A 17,974-nucleotide genomic window follows, 5' to 3' on the forward strand; every position below is an offset into this window, starting at 1 on the left:
AAATTAAGAGTTTAAAAAGCCGTATTCAATCTGAATACGGCTTTTTTGTGTCTGTAATCTAAGTGTTTTATACCAATTCGATTAATTAAGTGATCTATTTTGCGCTAAGAAAATAGGGTTGATAACAAGGCAAAAACTTTTTTAACTAATTGTTATCACTAATTGCTCCTGCATTGCTCTACCTTTTGCATCCATGCAGTCGTATATCATAATTTTTTACGCAGTTAGCGCAAAGTTTAATCCCTTGAATTGATCAAGTATTATTGCCGATCGATATTATATATTCTAAAAATAAAAAAACCGCATTAATAAAATGCGGTTTATAAACTAAAACTACTTTTAATTATTAAAAATAGCCACGAACACCAAAGCGGAAGTTTCTGCCTGGTAGTGGGGCTTTATCTTTAATAAATGAGCTATGTACAAAACCTAACTCATCAGTAATGTTATCAACGTTTATATACAGCTGTGCATCGACACTGCCTAAACCTAATTGGTAATTAGCTTGTGCATCAAATAACGTATAGCCATCAGTTTGAGTTTCAAAGGCAGTTACATCGTTTTGATCAAAGTAATGAGTACCCGTTAATGTTAGTTGTAAGTCACCTAAATCGTACTGTAACTCAGAGCCTAATTTATTGGCAGGGATACGTGGTAAATTACCTTCGTCGTCTTTTAGTTTTGCACGAGTTGAGTCACCAAATACTTTAACCATAGCGCTTGGTGTTACTTGGTAATGCGCGTCAAACTCAATTCCATAAAGCTCTGCGTCTTTACTTGTAAATTGATAAACCGCAACAGCATCGTCATGTGCACCAATAGCTGATTCTAAACCATCTTCTTCATCGTAAACTAACCCCGTATTTTCTTGAAAATAAAAGTTTTTGATATCGTTATAGAAAAAGTTAACGGTGTAACCAAAATCACCGCTAAAGCGTCTAAAGCTTAAATCTAAGTTTGTTGAAGTTTCCTGCTTGATATTTTCTGGCTCAAAATGCGCTTCATTATCTTCAATATTGTAACCAAGGCCTAGCTCGTAAGTGCCAGTTGCAATGTGTAAACCGTTAGATAAAAGCTCTGCCGAAAGTGGTGCTCGTTCTGAATGAGAAATACTCGTAGCGATACTATGACCCGGCTTGTATTGCCAAATGGCACCAGCAGAGGCACTTAAATTGGTAAAACTTTCATTATACCCAATGGTTTCTTCGTCGCTGTGATCTATTTCTACTTCATCGTGGCTATGCTCGTGTGCCGTGATTTGGCTTTCAATTTTGTAATCTTCAACACGTGCGCCAAGTTCAATTGTAATGTCGCCAAATTCACGCTCTTCTAGTAAATATAATGCGTTAGTTGTAGTTACACTTGCGGGTGTAAAGGCTTCTTCACCAATTGCATCGTAGTCAGAATCGCTGTAGTGATAGCCCATCATTCCGTGCCAATCAGCAAACTTATGCTCTACATTTAAACGTGCTTCAGTCGTTTTATTTTTAAAAGTAGTACCAATTTCGCCATCTTCAATTTCGCTGTGCGAGTAATCTGTGTAGCCAACACGTAGGTTAATGGTTTCAATCCAATTGTTATGCAGTGCATAGCTTATTAAACCCTGCCAACGGTCTTGCTCTAAATGTGCATAAACGGCTTCTTCAGCCTCTTCATCTTCATGCTCTTCATGTTCTTCTTCAGTTTCGCCTTCGTGATCATGCTCGTGGTGATGTTCATGTCCCGGAATCCCGTAATCGGTATCAATGCTACCGTAAGAAAAACCAACCGTTAGGTGCTCTCCAACATAGCTAGTACCAAAGTTAAGCGTTTCGCTATCAATAAAGGTGTTCTCTACTGAATCTTCTTTTTCGACATCGCCATCATCATCGGTGATAGTAAAGTTTGGTGTTTGGTAATCATCGCCGCTGCGTTTTGTACCATCAAAATGAAAGTTAAAACCCTCATTACCGGTTTCAAGTTTTGCAGCAACTGTATTTGCGTTAGATACAGTATCGTGGCTGTATTCAGCTGCACCTGTAAGCTCGTCGATATTGCTAGTAGGAATACGGTTATCAACCACGTTTACAACGCCACCAATTGCACCAGAGCCATAAAGTAGGGTGCTTGGACCACGTAATACTTCAATTTGTTCTGCTGCTAGGCTATCGCTTGATGTCGCATGGTCTGGGCCAATACGTGATGCATCGCTGGCATCTAATCCGTTTTGTGTGATTTTAACGCGAGGGCCATCTAAACCACGAATAATTGGGCTTGATGATACAGGGCCAAAGTAACTTGCATTTACGCCTGGTAAACCTTTTAGCGTTTCACCAAGAGTTGGTTTAGATTTATTTCTTAATTCATCACCTGAGAGCACGCTTACTGGCGATATCATCTCGAGGCTATTTTTATGAAGTGCAGAGGCATAAACAACCACTGTCTCAACTGATGTTGGTTTAAGTGACACAGACAGATTATTTGAAGATTCGCTTACAGCAATACGAGAGTCTACGTAGTTGTCTTTACTAATATGTAATTGGCTATTTGCATCGATTTCTATAGCAAATTCGCCTAAATCATTACTTTTAACGCTTTGGTTTTTGCCATGCACATGAATTGAGGCATTTTTGATTGGTTGATTTTTATCATCCATTACTTTACCAGTAACAGTGGCAGCCAAAGCTGATTGAGAACATAAAACAGAAAAAATAGCAGAGGAGATTAATGTTAACTTTGTCATGGATATATTGGTTCGCGGTTATCATGTTGTGATATAATATAACACCGCAAAATCAGTGAATCAACAATGTTATAGTATAACTTTGTGTTTTGCGATGAATGATCTAAAAATGACGATTAAACCAATTTTATAAAAATTATAATAATAGGTATGTTAATAGAAATACTTATTTATTTAAGTGCGAGACTCATAGCGCTGCAGGTTTATCTGGGTATTTAAGAGCGGCTATCTATCTTTATCAAATCTAGTTTATGCTGCGCTCTTGTCTGGTTTGTTATATCTATAGATTCAATCATTTCGCATTCGTCGCGGATCATCTCTGAAATAAGGCTAGGGTAGTGACGGCAGTCTTCTGGACGGTCAAGGTAAATACTGCAGGTATACATATTTTTAGCGAGAGGCTCCTTTTTAGGCGCAATTTCTAAAAATGGGCACACTTGAAGTCTTAAGCCTGTTTTTGGGTCAAACCAAATTTCGTTGTTTTTAACGTACTCATAAATTTCGGGGTTAAAGAGCTCCCATAAACCTATTTCTTCTTTCGTTGCGCTTAAGTCGCCGCCACCATATTTAATACAGCATTTACCACACTGGTTGCACTCTTTCATAATTTGCTAATTTAGTTGGCTGTTAACACATTTAAGTTAGGTATTAGTGTAGCACCAAATTTATTATTAACGCTCTACTGAATTGCCCCAGTGTTTGCTTTTTGGGTGTGTAAAAAAGTTAGATACAATAACTTAAGTTAAAACCCCTTGTTACATTTTATATAGTACAGGCTTTATTTAATGCTTTACTCTAAGGTGGCGAAAAATATTATGAAACCTGCTTGGGCAGCTTTGTAGTTATTAAATGTTGCTGAGCGGGATCCCTAAGTAGGATGTAATTATGAAAGAAGCTGTTACTAAGTTAAAAACAGAATTTAATGCAAAGTTATTATATTGGAACAACCTCAAAAGTAGTAAAGCCAAAGCGGCAATCATCTTATTATTTATAGTTGTCATTGCACTTAAAGTGTTTACGACCATCTTTACGTTGGATTGGGTTGCAAGTTTATTCAGTGTGTGAGGTTACTAAGAGTAATTGCGATAAAGTTTAATTACAGTGTGTTTAACGCCTACGCGATGTTCATTATTAATGTATTATTACGCTATACACCAAATTAAATAAATCAGTTGTTTAAATACATTTTATAATGACTGTAATGATACATTTTAGCTAAATTGAGTCAGTAAATTAGTTTAGTTGCACTAAAGGATAACCAGTGATGATGAATACAAAAATATATAAAGCGGTACATGACCTAGCAGAAGATTTAATGGCGGCGGCTAACAAAAATAACCGAGAAAAATTTGAATCTTTATTTGCTCAATTAAAAGCGATTTGTATTGAAAACGAAAATACCTCAAAAGATCACCCAGTACAATGGGAAACTTTGGCTGATTTTACCGAAGAGCTAGAAGAGGCAATCACGACTTATGAAAAAGCATTAGAAAAGTCTGTTGCGATTAATAACAAAGATCACATGTCATCAGTTTCTTTTTCAATGGCTACACTGCAGCTAGAACTTGGTCAAAAAGACGAGGCTATTAAAAATCTTCAAAATGCTAAGGTTAGTGCTAATAAAATTGAAGATAAAGAGCTTAAAGCTGAAATACACGATCTACTAGAGTCACTTATTGAAGAAGAAGGTTAAATACTTAAAATTTACTAGCTCAGACTTGATCTGACAGTTACCCATATTAAATACTATTTCTTTGGATTTAGCTTAAGTTAGTACAATTTAATGAAACGCTGATGGTTTATACCCTCAGCGTTTTTTATTTCCGCTATTTATAGCTTATCCATAAAGTTCACAATGTACTTTGCAATCTCAACTGGTTTTTCTTCAACACTAAAGTGTCCTGAATCGAGTAAATGTATTTCAGCGTTCGGTACATCTTTTAAATATGCTTTAGCGCCTGCGGCTATAAACGCAGGGTCGTTTTTACCCATACAATTAATGTTGCTGGTTGGTACTTGCGTAAATAAGCTTGCCATTTAGGGTAGTCGAGAAGGTTATTGTAGTAATCTTGTAGCAATTGTACTTGAATTACTCTATCGGATTTAGTTTGTAAAAAGTGAAGATCGTGCGTCCAGCTATTAGGGCTCATTACTTCTGGGTTACTTTGTACGTCTCGTAAATATTGCTTATTAATAATGGCTTTATTAGACGTGAACGAATAAATTTTATCACTCTGCGCTTGTGATTTGTCCTCATTCGCGGCTTTAAAAAAAGCTTGCCTCGGTAGGGTTAGCCCCTCTAAATACGCATTACCATTTTGTACAATAAGTGCATCAAGTTTATTTGGGTTATTTAACAACATTCTAAAGCCCACAGGAGCTCCAAAGTCCTGTATATAAAGGCTGTAGTGCTTTACTTTAAGTGTTGTTAGTAATCCTTCAACGTATTGAGCTAGAAATTAAAAAGTATATTTTTGAGTTTTTGGGTTTGGGCGTGCGCTATAACCAGAGCCTAAATAATCAGGTGCAATCACATGATAACGACCTGATAAGAGTGGGATGAATTCTCGGTAGCTGTGTGAAGACGACGGATACCCATGTAAAAGTACAATGGTTTGCTTATGCTGCGCGCCAGCTTCTCGGTAAAATATCTTTTTACCATTTACATTTGCATATTTGTAAGTGGTTTTTGAAGGCCATACAGCATCAGCGGCATATACTTGAGCGGTAAACGTAGATATTGAAACTAATAAAAACACAATAAATGAGACGATGTGAGCAGGTTTTACTTTAAGAATTTTTTGTATATCTGGGTGCATAAGTAAACTCGTTATTTTTGGTAATGACGTTTTATTAATTTACCAGACCCGTTATTTACACAATTGCATTCAGTTAATAATTACAAGTTATTACTAATAAGGACACAGTAACAATACCTGTGTTTTTAAAGCACATTACCAAATATATAGTTGATTAGAGGGTAAGTGGTTTTTTAGCAGCTTTTTGTAATTTAAAAAAGAGATTCGTTAATTTACTTTTGTTATTATTAATTTGTTAGCTTACAGAATGTGTACAGCGTTAAGCTAGTATTTTGGAGAAAGGACGTGCTCGAACAAATAGAACAATGGATTGATGCAACAAATATTAAATATAAAACCCAAAGAATTAGCTGTGAGAAATTTGCTAGTGAGTTTGCAGGGTTTTATCCTGTCGAATTTTTAAAAAATGCCTTTTACGTTGTTGTTGATAAAATACCAAAACCTGACTTTGCGGGTCTGCGAGAAATGGGTCTAGGTGATTTTGTCGATATGGACGCGGCGGGTATAACGTATAAAAATACCTATTACCTACTTCCTGAGGTTGCAAAAGATTTGAGGGTTCATTTTCATGAGCTTGTGCATGTAGCGCAGTGGCTTAAACTTGGTCCTGACGCGTTTATGATGCGTTACATTAGCGAAATCCAACATGTAGGATATAACGACGCTCCGCTTGAAAAAATGGCATATGCGCTGGATACGCAATTTGCAAGTAAAGGCAATAAAATAGACGTGCTTAGGCACGTAGCCCAAACGCTGTAACTCAATTTTAGGTTGAAAGGAGTTTATATGTACAGAATTATTGGGTGTTTACTTACTTTAGCGTGTATTAATAGTAATGCAGCATCGTTTGAAGAAGATATTGTTTCAGCTCTGCTTGAGCGTACAACTCATGATGTGACTTACGACGGCGCTTATCGCTCTATTGGCTACCCTGGTGGGGATGTACCTAAAAATATAGGTGTGTGCACCGATGTAATAATTAGAAGTTACAGAAAGTTGGGAATCGATTTACAGAAACTCGTGCATGAAGACATGCAAAAAAACTTTGCGCTGTATCCATCTAAACGTATTTGGGGCTTAACTAAGCCTGATAAAAATATAGATCACCGACGTGTTCCAAATTTACAAGCTTACTTTGAGCGCCATGCAAACGTATTGAGTAAATCCAACAAAGTGAGTGATTATAAAACCGGCGATATAGTAACGTGGATGTTACCAGGTAATTTACCTCATATAGGTATGGTGATTAATGAGTTATCTCAAGATACGGGTAACCCACTTATTGTGCATAATATAGGGCGTGGTCCGCAAAAAAGCGATATGCTTTTTGATTATAAAATTACCGGACATTACCGGTTCGTTCCACACTATTGATAAGTTTAATAAACGATGGATGTAAGTATTGATTTTTATTTCAGATCAATACTTACATTGCCATTGGGTTTACAGCAGCACAACAGTATTTCGCCTTCACGTACAAACGCAAGTGGCTCTTCGTTATACTCAACACTGCCTGATACTAAAGTTGCTCTACAAGCGCCGCAATAGCCTTCACGGCATTGGAATGCGACGTCTATTTTCATGGATTCTAAGCAGTGTAGAAGAGAAGGGCAGCCAGCGATAAATTCTATACACTGGCTGTTTTCTGCAAGCGTTATGCTTGCAGTAGACTTGTCACTCATTATAAATCAAAATCACCAAATTCTGATGCATCAACTTGAGAGTCTATTTGACCAACAAGGTATGAGCTTATTTCTGCTTCTTGTGGTGCTACTTGCACGTTATCAGACACTAACCACGAGTTTATCCACGGGATAGGGTTACTGTTATTTTCAAACTGTGCTGGCAAGCCAATCGCAGTCATACGTGCATTGGTAATGTATTCAACGTACTGACATAAAATATGCTTATTTAAGCCAATCATTGAACCATCTTTAAATAAATACTCAGCCCACTCTTTTTCTTGCTCTGCAGCATCAACAAACATTTTAATCGCTTCGTCGCGGCACTGGGCAGCAACAATCGCCATTTCTGGATCGTCCTTACCGTCTTGCATAATGTTTAAAATATGCTGAGTACCAGAAAGGTGAAGTGCTTCATCGCGTGCAATTAGCTTGATGATTTTAGCGTTACCTTCCATTAGCTCGCGCTCAGCAAATGCAAACGAACATGCAAAACTTACGTAAAAGCGAATCGCTTCAAGAATATTTACCGACATCATAGCCAGGTAAAGTTTCTTTTTAAGCTCAAATAAATTAATGATAACTGTTTTACCGTTAATCTCGTGTTTGCCTTCACCGTATAAGTTGTAAAGCGATACAGAGTTAATTAAGTCATCGTAGTATTTAGTTACGGCATCAGCACGTTCGCTAATTTTATCGTTGCTAACAATGTCATCAAAAATAAGCTCAGGTGCTTGTGTTACGTTACGGATAATATGCGTGTATGAACGGCTGTGAATTGTTTCACTGAACGCCCATGTTTCTATCCATGTTTCAAGCTCTGGTAGCGATACAATTGGAAGTAGAGCCACGTTTGGCGAACGACCTTGTACACTATCAAGCAGTGTTTGGTATTTTAAGTTGCTTAAAAATATATGCTTTTCGTGATCTGGTAATGCTTGAAAGTCTAAACGGTCTTTACTTACATCTACTTCCTCAGGACGCCAAAAGAAAGACAGTTGCTTTTCAATTAACTTTTCAAAAATTGGGTATTTTTGTTGGTCGTAACGAGATACGTTTACAGTTTGGCCAAAAAACATTGGCTCTTGCATTTGGTTATTATGGTTTCGGCTAAAAGTAGTATAAGACATGTTTATCACTCAAAAAACTATCAGAAAAAGCGGGCTAAATGCCCGCTTAAAATAAAAATCAGCAGTTATATTTTACACGCGCCGCCTTCACAATCGTCATCTTCCACTTCTGGAGCATCTTCTTGTGAATCTGAGGCGCCATCGCGAGTATTGTGGTAATACAAGGTTTTAACACCTAGTTTGTACGCGCTTAGTAAGTCTTTTAATAAGACTTGCATAGGTACTTTACCGCCTTCGAACTTGTTTGGATCATAATTTGTATTTGCAGAAATTGTTTGGTCAACAAATTTTTGCATTATGCCAACAAGCTGTAAATAACCATCGTTTGATGGAATGTCCCATAGTAGCTCGTACTGATCTTTTAAACGCTCATACTCAGGAACAACTTGTTTTAAAATACCGTCTTTACTTGCTTTAACGCTAATATGTCCACGTGGTGGCTCAATACCGTTAGTTGCGTTAGAGATTTGCGACGATGTTTCTGATGGCATTAATGCACTTAGTGTTGAGTTACGCATACCGTGCTCTTTAATACTTGCACGTAGTGTATCCCAATCAAGATGAAGTGGCTCATCACAAATTTTATCTAAATCACGTTTGTACGTATCTGTTGGCATAATACCTTGTGAATACGTTGTCTCGTTAAACTTAGGACATGCGCCACGTTCTTTAGCAAGCTCGTTTGATGCTTTCATCAAGTAATATTGAATAGCTTCAAAGGTTTTATGCGTTAATGCATTAGCGCTGCCATCAGAATAACGCTTACCGTTTTTAGCTAGGTAGTATGCGTAGTTAATTACGCCTATTCCTAGTGTACGACGACCCATAGTTGCATTTTTAGCAGCCGGTACAGGGTAGTCTTGGAAATCAAGTAAGTTATCAAGTGCGCGTACTGCAAGTTCAGCTAGCTCTTCAAGCTCATCAAGTGACTCTATTGCACCTAGGTTAAACGCAGAAAGTGTACAAAGGGCGATTTCGCCTTCTTCGTCATTTACGTTATTAAGTGGCTTAGTTGGCAATGCAATTTCTAAACATAAGTTAGATTGGCGAATTGGCGCAACTTTAGAAATAAATGGGCTGTGTGTATTACAGTGATCCACATTTTGTAAATAAATACGACCAGTACTTGCACGCTCTTGCGCAAACATTGAGAAAAGCTCAATGGCTTTAATGCGTTTTTTACGAATAGACTCGTCTTGTTCGTATTTAACGTAAAGTGCGTCAAACTCAGCTTGGTCTTCAAAAAATGCATCATAAAGGCCAGGCACATCTGATGGGCTAAATAACGTAATGTAGTCGTCTTTAATTAAACGAGAGTACATTAGTTTATTAAACTGTACGCCGTAATCTAGGTGGCGAACGCGGTTGTCGTCTACACCACGGTTATTTTTAAGTACAAGTAGGTTCTCTACTTCTAAATGCCAAAGCGGGTAGAATAATGTTGCTGCGCCGCCACGTACACCACCTTGTGAACAACTTTTAACCGCTGTTTGAAAGTGCTTATAAAAAGGGATACAACCTGTGTGATACGCTTCGCCGTTACGAATATGGCTACCTAGCGCACGTATTCTACCTGCGTTAATACCAATTCCCGCACGTTGTGAAACGTATTTAACAATAGCTGACGACGTTGCATTGATTGAATCAAGGCTGTCGCCACATTCAATCAATACACATGAGCTAAACTGGCGAGTAGGCGTACGTACACCCGACATAATTGGCGTTGGTAGAGATATTTTAAATAATGATACCGCGTCGTAAAAACGTTTAATGTAATCAGTACGTGTTTCACGTGGGTAATCTGAAAATAAGCTTGCTGCAACTAAAATATATAAAAACTGTGCACTTTCGTATATTTCACCCGATACACGGTTTTGAACGAGATACTTACCTTCAAGTTGCTTTACAGCAGCGTAGCTAAAGTTAAGATCGCGAGAATGATCAAGGTATGCATCAAGCTCATCTAACTCTTGCTCTGTGTAATCTACTAGTAAATGAGCATCATAGCGTTTATCGCCAACCATTTTTGTTACGTGGTCAAATAAACGTGGTGGCTCAAATTGACCGTACGCTTTTTTACGTAAATGGAATACAGCTAAACGTGCAGCTAAGTATTGGTAATCAGGCGATTCTTTTGAAATCTGATCCGCTGCTGCTTTAATGATGGTTTCGTGAATGTCTTTAGTACGAATACCGTCGTAAAACTGAATGTGCGACTTTAATTCAACTTGCGAAACCGAAACGTTATTTAAACCTTCGGCGGCCCACTCAATAACGCGATGGATCTTATCCAGATCAAGAGGCTCTTTACGCCCGTCACGTTTGCTTACAGATAACTGTTGGTTCATTTGCCTGTATTCCTTGGGAATTATGTATTTTGACCAATGCTTTATACCTCGCCGGGGCAAGGTATATACTCATTTATTATAAGTTTCGCCATATTTGCGAATTTAATTGAATAACATTTGGCCACAATATCTGGTGTTGTTCAATTTAGAGATCACAAGATAGTGTGGTCTGAGTTGTTTTGCAAGGGACATAATTGCCCCTATTTGTGGATAACTTCGGGATAACGTATTTGTGTTAGTAGACACTCACCTTCGAACAATCATTTAAGTTGAAATATGCAAAAATCAACTAATGATCTGCTAAATTTACGCATTTTAAAAATAAATTTTGACTGCTTTTTTTATCAGCAAGCTTTGCGTAAAAACTAACACAATCACAATATATAGTGTTTATTAATTAACATGGCACTATATATGGTTAAAACCATCAATTGGGCTTTGCCAGTTAAAATCAGCATTCCAGCTGTTGGCTTCATCAATACTTGGTATGTAACCCCAAAGTGCCGTTGCTGTGCGCATACCTGCGGCTTTGCCTGCTTGTATGTCTCGCTGTGCATCACCAATGTACAAACAGCGTTTTGGTTGCACTCCCATAAGCTGTGCACAGTGTAGCAGCGGTAAAGGGGATGGCTTAGCTTCAGCTAAGGTGTCGCCACTTATTACTACACTAGCATTTTTCAATGCGGGAATTGCTGCCACTAAAGGATCAGTTAAAAACCCTGGTTTATTAGTCATGATCCCCCATTTGATCTTTTTCTGATCAAGGGCAATAAGCAACGATTCAACACCGCTGAAGCAATGCGTGTGATTTACTATGTTTGCAGCGTATTCGTCAACTAATTGCTTAATAAGCTCGCTTTGAGGTTGTGTGTCCCATAACTCTTTAAAACCAGCCTCTAATAATGCGCCTGCGCCGTTAGATGCCGCAGGACGGTATATGTCACTACTAACAGGCTCTATTTTATTATTAATAAGAACTGCATTTAAAGCCGCACCTAAATCATCAGCGGTGTCGAGTAGAGTGCCGTCTAAATCAAATAAAAATGCATCGTACTCAATAAGGGGGAGGGGGGCTTGAGAGTTAGCCATTAAGCTAACTTCTCAAAGTACAGTATGTAATTTACGCTAACGTCACTATTGAGCGTATATTGCTTTGATAGTGGATTATAAGAAAGGCCTGTACTTGCACGAACTTTTAAACCCGCTTGCTCTGCCCATGTAATAAGCTGTGCAGGTTTTATAAACTTTTTATGGTCGTGTGTATCTTCAGGCACCATTTTTAAAAGCTTTTCAGCACCAACAATAGCGTATAAATATGCTTTAGGTGTTTTGTTTAGGGTTGAAAAAAACACGTCTGCGCCTGGTTTGGCAAGTGCAGCTACGGCATGAATGATAGATGCTGGGTCGGGAACGTGCTCAAGCATTTCCATACAGGTTATTACATCAAAGCGCTCTGGGTGTTGCGATGCAAACTCTTCTGCTGGCACTTTTATGTAATCTACATTTACGCCAGTTTCTAAACTGTGCAACTTAGCAACAGTTAAAGGCTCTTGCCCCATATCGATGCCAGTTACTTTTGCGCCCATGCGCGCCATGCTTTGGCTTAAAATACCGCCACCACAGCCAACATCGAGTGTTTCTTTATCGAATAAGCCTTGCGTTTTGTTTGCTATAAAGTCTAAACGTAACGGGTTAATTTCGTGAAGAGGTTTGAATTCTCCGTCTAGGTCCCACCAACGCTCGGCGATGGCTTCAAATTTTGCTATTTCTGCGTGATCTACATTTTGATGTTCGGTCATAAAATACTTCCTCGTCAATCTGAGGCCATTATATAGGGCTAAATTGATAAATCGCAAAGTTTTGCGCCTGTAAATTAAAATTAATTGTGATAGCATGGCTGTTAGAAATAATAACAATACTCTTAATACCCAATACCGGGTTGTTGAGAGCTGATACTGAAGGAATGTGATATCAAATGACTGATCTCGCCAATGAAATTCTGCCAGTCAATATTGAAGACGAGTTAAAAAACTCCTACTTAGATTACGCAATGAGCGTAATTGTAGGACGTGCATTACCAGACGTACGTGACGGCTTAAAACCTGTTCATCGCCGCGTTTTGTTTGCAATGAACGAGCTTAGTAATGACTGGAACAAGCCTTACAAAAAATCGGCCCGTGTGGTCGGTGACGTAATCGGTAAATACCACCCACACGGCGACAGTGCAGTTTATGACACGATAGTTCGTATGGCTCAGCCATTCTCACTGCGTTATATGCTAGTAGATGGCCAAGGTAACTTCGGTTCGGTTGATGGTGATTCAGCAGCGGCAATGCGTTATACAGAAGTACGTATGGCTAAAATGTCGCATGAGTTATTAGCCGATCTTGAAAAAGAAACGGTTGATTTCGTTCCTAACTACGATGGCACTGAGTTCATCCCTGATGTTTTACCAACGAAAGTTCCTAATTTATTAGTGAATGGTTCGTCAGGTATTGCAGTAGGTATGGCTACAAATATACCACCACATAACTTAACTGAAGTTGTAAATGGTTGTTTGGCACTTATTCAAAATCCAGATTTAACTATTTTAGAGTTAATGGATTATATCCCTGGTCCTGATTTCCCAACGGCTGCAATTATCAACGGTAAGAAGGGTATTGAACAAGCCTACTTAACTGGCCGTGGTAAAGTGTACATGCGTGCACGCGCCGACATCGAAACCGATGAAAAAACAGGCCGTGAAACAATCATCGTTCACGAAATTCCTTATCAAGTTAATAAAGCTCGTTTAATTGAAAAAATTGCTGAGCTGGTTAAAGATAAGAAAATTGAAGGTATTAGTGCGCTACGTGATGAATCAGATAAAGACGGTATGCGTATCGTTATTGAAATCAAACGTGGTGACGTAGGCGAAGTTATTTTAAACAACTTGTATTCACAAACTCAGTTACAAACTGTGTTTGGTATGAATATGGTTGCGCTAATTAATAACCAACCTAAATGTTTCAATTTAAAAGAAATGTTAGAAGAGTTTATTATTCACCGTCGTGAAGTAGTAACTCGTCGTACAGTATTTGATTTACGTAAAGCCCGTGACCGTGCACACACGCTTGAAGGCTTAGCGATTGCGCTTGCGAACATTGACCCAATTATCGAACTTATTCGTAAATCCCCTACACCTGCTGAAGCTAAAATTGCTTTAACAGCGCGTCCGTGGGAATTAGGTAATGTACAAGGTATGCTTGAAAAAGCAGGTGAAGACAATGTTGCTCGTCCAGATTGGTTAGCAAGCGAACTTGGTATTCGCGATGGTCAATATTATATCTCTGAGCAACAAGCTCAAGCAATTCTTGATTTGCGTTTACATAAGCTAACAGGTCTTGAACACGAAAAAATCTTGACCGAATACCAAGCGTTATTAGAACTAATTGCTGAACTACTTTATATTTTGGCAACTCCTGAGCGTTTAATGGAAGTTATACGTGACGAGCTAGTTGAAATTAAAGAGCAATATGGTGATGAGCGTCGCACTGAAATTAATGCAGCTGCTCACGATATCAGCCTTGAAGACTTAATTACCGAAGAAAACGTAGTAGTAACGCTTTCTCACGAAGGTTATGTGAAGTATCAAGCATTGTCTGATTACGAAGCACAGCGTCGTGGTGGTAAAGGTAAGTCAGCAACGAAGATGAAAGATGAAGATTTCATCGAACGTCTATTAGTTGCAAATACACACGATACTATATTGTGTTTCTCTACGGCCGGTCGTTTATATTGGCTTAAAGTATATCAGTTACCACTAGCGAGTCGTGCAGCGCGCGGTAAGCCAATTGTTAACTTGTTACCACTTGAAGCTGATGAACGTATTACTGCTATATTGCCAGTACGCGAGTACGCAGAAGATAAATACATCTTTATGGCAACAGCATTTGGTACAGTTAAGAAAACACCATTAACGGCTTACAGTCGTCAACGTGCAAGCGGTATTATTGCTGTTAACTTAAATGATGGCGATAGCCTGATTGGTGTTGATATTACCGATGGTAGCAACGAAATTATGTTGTTCACTGATGCAGGTAAAGTTGTACGCTTTAAAGAAGCTGAAGAAACAACAGTTGTTGATGAAAACGGTAACCCAGTATTAGACGAAGAAGGTAACCCTGAGATTCGTTTCAAAGGTGTTCGCCCAATGGGTCGTACTGCTACAGGTGTTCGTGGTATTAAAATGGCCGATGATCAACGCGTAGTATCGTTAATTGTACCAAAAACTGACGGTGCTATTTTAACGGTAACTGAAAATGGTTACGGTAAGCGTACACAACTAGAAGATTACCCATCTAAGAGCCGTGCAACACAGGGTGTTGTATCTATCAAGGTGAGTGAGCGTAACGGTGCTGTTGTTGGCGCTGTACAAGTTGATGATAACGACGAAATCATGATTATTTCAAATCGTGGTACCTTAGTACGTACTCGCGTTAATGAAGTTTCTACGGTTGGACGTAACACCCAAGGTGTTATTTTGATCAGAACTATTGACGAAGAGCAAGTAGTTGGTTTACAACGTATAGAAGAGATTGAAGTTACAGAAAGTGACTTGATTGATATTGAAGACGTTGAAACTGTAGATACGGTTATTGATGAAGTAGCGGATGATAATCCTCCTTCAGAATAATTGATATTGAAAAAGCGGCCTTGGCCGCTTTTTTTAATGTTGTTGAAAAAAATTAATAGGGTGTGAAGTTATATTCATTCACTAAAACTCAAAGGTTTAGTGGGTGGGTATTGAGCATTCATGCTAAGTAGTTAAATTACTGGAATGAGGCAAAGGTAATGAGTAAATATAATTTTTGTGCGGGGCCAGCTATGCTTCCGCAAGCGGTTATGAAAAAAGCACAAAAAGAGTTTCTAGATTGGCAAGATTTAGGTGTGTCTGTGATGGAAATAAGCCATCGTAGCAAAGAGTTTTTAGCCCTTACAGCTAAATGTGAAGCCAGCCTTCGTCGCCTAATGAATATCAGTGATGAATTTGAAGTGCTGTTTATGCATGGTGGTGGTCGTGGTCAGTTTAGTGCTGTGCCATTAAATTTACACCAAGAAGGCAAAGCTGCGGTTTATTGCGAAAACGGCGTGTGGTCAAAAAGTGCAACAGACGAGGCCAACAAGTTTACTCAAGCAACCTCTATTGATGTGCGTAATGATGCCAATGGCGAGTTTTCTATTAAACAGGTTGCTGATTGGGTGTTACCAGAAGATGCATCTTACATTCACTATTGCCCTAACGAAACGGTTGACGGCTTAGAAATTTTTGATGTACCAAGCCACCCAACTGCACCGATCGTTGCTGATATGTCGTCAACTATTTTATCACGCGAAATAGACGTTAATAAATTTGATTTAATTTACGCTGGTGCGCAAAAAAATATCGGCCCGTCGGGCATATCAATCGTTATTGTTCGTAAAACATTACTTGAGCGTGAAGGCTTACCTAAGCCAGGCATTTTAGATTACGCATTAGAAGCAAAACAAGGCAGCATGTTTAACACGCCTCCCACATTTGCTTGGTATTTAGCTGCTGAAGTATTTCAATGGCTTGAAAGTAATGGTGGCGTAAAAGCGATGGAAGTTCAAAATATTGCTAAAGCGCAGCTACTTTATGACTTTATTGATGAATCGAGCTTTTATACCAATAAAGTAGCTAAACATTGCCGTTCACGTATGAATGTTCCGTTTTGGCTTAACGATGAAAGCTTAAATGATAAGTTTGTTGCTCAGTCTAAAGATGCAGGGTTACTCGCTCTTGAAGGCCACAGAATTGTGGGCGGTATGCGCGCAAGTATTTATAACGCAATGCCTATTGAAGGTGTTCAAGCACTTGTAGACTTTATGGCTGCTTTTGCAAAGGAGCACAGCTAATGGAGCAGCTTCGTTTAGAACCTATTTCTAGAGTAAATGGCACAGTAACCCTACCAGGTTCAAAGAGTCTATCGAACAGAATTTTATTATTAGCAGCACTTGCAAGCGGTACTACCGTTGTAGAAAACTTACTTGATAGTGACGATATACGCCATATGCTGGGCGCCTTAAAGTTATTAGGTGTAAATGTAACTTTAAATGATGACCGCACTGTAGCGACCGTAGAGGGTGTTAGTGGTGTGTTTAATACACCGACTGAGCCATTGTTTTTAGGTAATGCGGGTACTGCTTATAGACCTTTAACGGCAGTACTTGCTGGCGTTGCTGGTGAATACGAGCTAATAGGCGAGCCACGTATGGAAGAGCGCCCGATAGGGCACTTGGTTGACGCGCTGCAAGCATTGGGTGGTGATGTTACTTATACAAAGCACAAAGACTACCCACCACTTAAAATTGTCGGTGGCCAAATAAAAGGCGGTGAGGTTGAAATTGACGGCAGTATTTCAAGTCAATTTTTAACCGCTCTATTAATGGCAGCGCCATTATTTAACGGTGATACAACAATAACTATTAAAGGTACTTTAGTCTCTAAACCTTATATTGATATTACACTTGATGTAATGGCACGTTTTGGAGTTAATGTTGAGCACATTGATTATGCAACTTTTAAAGTTAAAGGTGGTCAACAGTATCAATCATTAGATCGCATAATGGTTGAAGGCGATGCATCTTCTGCCTCTTACTTTGTTGCTGCGGCTGCAATTGCAGGCGGTGAGATTGAAATTAAGGGCGTGGGTGCCAAGTCGGTGCAAGGTGATATAGGCTTTGCCAAAGTAATGGAGCAAGTAGGCGCAAAAATTGATTGGTATGATGAGCGTTTAGTTGTTCGCAAAGGCGAACTAAAAGGTGTGGATATTGACGCCAATGCAATTCCTGATGCAGCTATGACTCTTGCAACTGTTGCTCTTTTTGCCAAAGGCCCAACAGCCATTCGTAACATTTATAACTGGCGAGTAAAAGAGACAGACCGTTTATATGCAATGGCAACTGAGCTTCGTAAAGTAGGCGCACAGGTTGTAGAAGGTGAAGATTTTATAGAGATCACCCCACCTGAAACATTTAATGATGTTGCTGTTGATACTTACGACGATCACCGTATAGCCATGTGTTTTGCAATGGTTGCTGTTGGTGGAAAGCCAATAACAATTAATGATCCAAAGTGTACCTATAAAACATTTCCTACATTTTTCAATGTTTTAGCGTCAGTCAGTGAATAAGCTAATTAGAAGTAATTACAAAAGTTACACACTAATAGCAGATATATTTTAATAACTGACGTATAATGTCGCGGTTTATT

17 protein-coding genes are annotated in these 17,974 nt (G+C 38.8%); 7 read left to right on the forward strand and 10 right to left on the reverse strand.

All coding sequences use genetic code 11. The features are described 5' to 3' along the window. Positions 1-346: 346 nt before the first annotated feature. Positions 347-2,722: a TonB-dependent receptor domain-containing protein gene (locus H5117_RS02890; RefSeq protein ID WP_182736097.1), complete on the reverse strand. Its 2,376-nt coding sequence runs from the start codon at positions 2,720-2,722 to the stop codon at positions 347-349. 215 nt (positions 2,723-2,937) lie between these two features. Next, complete coding sequence (locus tag H5117_RS02895; protein ID WP_182736098.1) at positions 2,938-3,327, reverse strand: YkgJ family cysteine cluster protein; 390 nt, start codon at positions 3,325-3,327, stop codon at positions 2,938-2,940. A gap of 280 nt (positions 3,328-3,607) precedes the next feature. Between H5117_RS02895 and H5117_RS02900 the strand changes: the two genes are divergently transcribed. Both H5117_RS02900 and H5117_RS02905 read left to right on the forward strand, forming a co-directional pair. Next, positions 3,608-3,787, forward strand: a complete 180-nt coding sequence (locus tag H5117_RS02900) for a hypothetical protein (protein ID WP_002961145.1) — start codon at positions 3,608-3,610, stop codon at positions 3,785-3,787. A gap of 199 nt (positions 3,788-3,986) precedes the next feature. Beyond that, positions 3,987-4,415 carry a hypothetical protein gene (locus H5117_RS02905; protein ID WP_002961147.1) on the forward strand — a complete coding sequence of 143 codons (429 nt, stop codon included), beginning with the start codon at positions 3,987-3,989 and terminating at the stop codon, positions 4,413-4,415. Positions 4,416-4,552: 137 nt separating this feature from the next. Here H5117_RS02905 and H5117_RS20605 read toward each other — a convergent pair whose 3' ends face one another. The 3 genes from H5117_RS20605 to H5117_RS20615 form a co-directional block, all read right to left on the reverse strand. Beyond that, on the reverse strand, positions 4,553-4,714 hold the full coding sequence (locus H5117_RS20605) for an alpha/beta fold hydrolase (RefSeq protein ID WP_259395030.1): 162 nt from the start codon (positions 4,712-4,714) through the stop codon (positions 4,553-4,555). Beyond that, positions 4,687-5,085: a hypothetical protein gene (locus H5117_RS20610; protein WP_259395932.1), complete on the reverse strand. Its 399-nt coding sequence runs from the start codon at positions 5,083-5,085 to the stop codon at positions 4,687-4,689. The genes H5117_RS20605 and H5117_RS20610 overlap by 28 nt, the downstream gene beginning before the upstream one ends. Before the next feature lie 96 nt (positions 5,086-5,181). After that, a complete protein-coding gene (locus H5117_RS20615; RefSeq protein WP_259398710.1) occupies positions 5,182-5,541 on the reverse strand; it encodes an alpha/beta fold hydrolase in 360 nt (119 codons plus the stop codon). A gap of 285 nt (positions 5,542-5,826) precedes the next feature. On the opposite strand from H5117_RS20615, the gene H5117_RS20620 reads away from it, so the two are divergent. Together H5117_RS20620 and H5117_RS02920 are read left to right on the forward strand one after the other, a co-directional pair. Further along, on the forward strand, positions 5,827-6,300 hold the full coding sequence (locus H5117_RS20620; protein WP_182720845.1) for a hypothetical protein: 474 nt from the start codon (positions 5,827-5,829) through the stop codon (positions 6,298-6,300). 27 nt (positions 6,301-6,327) lie between these two features. Further along, a complete protein-coding gene (locus H5117_RS02920; protein WP_182720846.1) occupies positions 6,328-6,915 on the forward strand; it encodes a DUF1287 domain-containing protein in 588 nt (195 codons plus the stop codon). Positions 6,916-6,950: 35 nt separating this feature from the next. Here H5117_RS02920 and yfaE read toward each other — a convergent pair whose 3' ends face one another. The 5 genes from yfaE to ubiG all read right to left on the reverse strand — a co-directional run bounded on the left by yfaE (position 6,951) and on the right by ubiG (position 12,500). After that, positions 6,951-7,223, reverse strand: coding sequence for a class I ribonucleotide reductase maintenance protein YfaE (gene yfaE, locus H5117_RS02925; protein ID WP_039489790.1), 273 nt, complete (start codon positions 7,221-7,223; stop codon positions 6,951-6,953). Then, positions 7,223-8,353 (reverse strand): class Ia ribonucleoside-diphosphate reductase subunit beta, encoded by a 1,131-nt coding sequence (gene nrdB, locus H5117_RS02930; RefSeq protein WP_002961159.1) that lies wholly within the window; start codon positions 8,351-8,353, stop codon positions 7,223-7,225. The genes yfaE and nrdB overlap by 1 nt, the downstream gene beginning before the upstream one ends. A 65-nt stretch (positions 8,354-8,418) precedes the next feature. Continuing rightward, positions 8,419-10,701 carry a class 1a ribonucleoside-diphosphate reductase subunit alpha gene (gene nrdA / locus H5117_RS02935; protein ID WP_002961160.1) on the reverse strand — a complete coding sequence of 761 codons (2,283 nt, stop codon included), beginning with the start codon at positions 10,699-10,701 and terminating at the stop codon, positions 8,419-8,421. A gap of 408 nt (positions 10,702-11,109) precedes the next feature. Beyond that, the gene (locus H5117_RS02940) at positions 11,110-11,790 is read right to left on the reverse strand and encodes an HAD family hydrolase (RefSeq protein WP_182736099.1); all 681 of its coding nucleotides are present in this window, start codon (positions 11,788-11,790) and stop codon (positions 11,110-11,112) included. Continuing rightward, positions 11,790-12,500: a bifunctional 2-polyprenyl-6-hydroxyphenol methylase/3-demethylubiquinol 3-O-methyltransferase UbiG gene (ubiG, locus tag H5117_RS02945; RefSeq protein WP_182736100.1), complete on the reverse strand. Its 711-nt coding sequence runs from the start codon at positions 12,498-12,500 to the stop codon at positions 11,790-11,792. Before ubiG ends, H5117_RS02940 begins: the two co-directional genes overlap by 1 nt. Positions 12,501-12,676: 176 nt before the next feature. On the opposite strand from ubiG, the gene gyrA reads away from it, so the two are divergent. The 3 genes from gyrA (at position 12,677) to aroA (ending at position 17,894) form a co-directional block, all read left to right on the forward strand. Beyond that, positions 12,677-15,376, forward strand: coding sequence for a DNA topoisomerase (ATP-hydrolyzing) subunit A (gene gyrA, locus H5117_RS02950; protein WP_002961163.1), 2,700 nt, complete (start codon positions 12,677-12,679; stop codon positions 15,374-15,376). Between the two features lie 158 nt (positions 15,377-15,534). Beyond that, positions 15,535-16,617: a 3-phosphoserine/phosphohydroxythreonine transaminase gene (gene serC, locus H5117_RS02955; protein WP_024595544.1), complete on the forward strand. Its 1,083-nt coding sequence runs from the start codon at positions 15,535-15,537 to the stop codon at positions 16,615-16,617. Next, on the forward strand, positions 16,617-17,894 hold the full coding sequence (gene aroA, locus H5117_RS02960; RefSeq protein WP_182736101.1) for a 3-phosphoshikimate 1-carboxyvinyltransferase: 1,278 nt from the start codon (positions 16,617-16,619) through the stop codon (positions 17,892-17,894). Before serC ends, aroA begins: the two co-directional genes overlap by 1 nt. Positions 17,895-17,974: the final 80 nt, after the last annotated feature.

Origin of the sequence: Pseudoalteromonas sp. SG45-1 (assembly GCF_014164135.1) — a bacterium.
GTDB classification, from domain to species: domain Bacteria; phylum Pseudomonadota; class Gammaproteobacteria; order Enterobacterales; family Alteromonadaceae; genus Pseudoalteromonas; species Pseudoalteromonas distincta.

What these genes read in the sequence shown, in the direction of transcription:
- H5117_RS02890 (WP_182736097.1), bottom strand. Translation starts at nt 2,722, where the DNA reads ATGACAAAGTTAACATTAATCTCCTCTGCTATTTTTTCTGTTTTATGT.
- H5117_RS02895 (WP_182736098.1), bottom strand. Translation starts at nt 3,327, where the DNA reads ATGAAAGAGTGCAACCAGTGTGGTAAATGCTGTATTAAATATGGTGGC.
- H5117_RS02900 (WP_002961145.1), top strand. Translation starts at nt 3,608, where the DNA reads ATGAAAGAAGCTGTTACTAAGTTAAAAACAGAATTTAATGCAAAGTTA.
- H5117_RS02905 (WP_002961147.1), top strand. Translation starts at nt 3,987, where the DNA reads ATGATGAATACAAAAATATATAAAGCGGTACATGACCTAGCAGAAGAT.
- H5117_RS20605 (WP_259395030.1), bottom strand. Translation starts at nt 4,714, where the DNA reads ATGGGTAAAAACGACCCTGCGTTTATAGCCGCAGGCGCTAAAGCATAT.
- H5117_RS20610 (WP_259395932.1), bottom strand. Translation starts at nt 5,085, where the DNA reads ATGTTGTTAAATAACCCAAATAAACTTGATGCACTTATTGTACAAAAT.
- H5117_RS20615 (WP_259398710.1), bottom strand. Translation starts at nt 5,541, where the DNA reads ATGCACCCAGATATACAAAAAATTCTTAAAGTAAAACCTGCTCACATC.
- H5117_RS02920 (WP_182720846.1), top strand. Translation starts at nt 6,328, where the DNA reads ATGTACAGAATTATTGGGTGTTTACTTACTTTAGCGTGTATTAATAGT.
- yfaE (WP_039489790.1), bottom strand. Translation starts at nt 7,223, where the DNA reads ATGAGTGACAAGTCTACTGCAAGCATAACGCTTGCAGAAAACAGCCAG.
- nrdB (WP_002961159.1), bottom strand. Translation starts at nt 8,353, where the DNA reads ATGTCTTATACTACTTTTAGCCGAAACCATAATAACCAAATGCAAGAG.
- nrdA (WP_002961160.1), bottom strand. Translation starts at nt 10,701, where the DNA reads ATGAACCAACAGTTATCTGTAAGCAAACGTGACGGGCGTAAAGAGCCT.
- H5117_RS02940 (WP_182736099.1), bottom strand. Translation starts at nt 11,790, where the DNA reads ATGGCTAACTCTCAAGCCCCCCTCCCCCTTATTGAGTACGATGCATTT.
- ubiG (WP_182736100.1), bottom strand. Translation starts at nt 12,500, where the DNA reads ATGACCGAACATCAAAATGTAGATCACGCAGAAATAGCAAAATTTGAA.
- gyrA (WP_002961163.1), top strand. Translation starts at nt 12,677, where the DNA reads ATGACTGATCTCGCCAATGAAATTCTGCCAGTCAATATTGAAGACGAG.
- serC (WP_024595544.1), top strand. Translation starts at nt 15,535, where the DNA reads ATGAGTAAATATAATTTTTGTGCGGGGCCAGCTATGCTTCCGCAAGCG.
- aroA (WP_182736101.1), top strand. Translation starts at nt 16,617, where the DNA reads ATGGAGCAGCTTCGTTTAGAACCTATTTCTAGAGTAAATGGCACAGTA.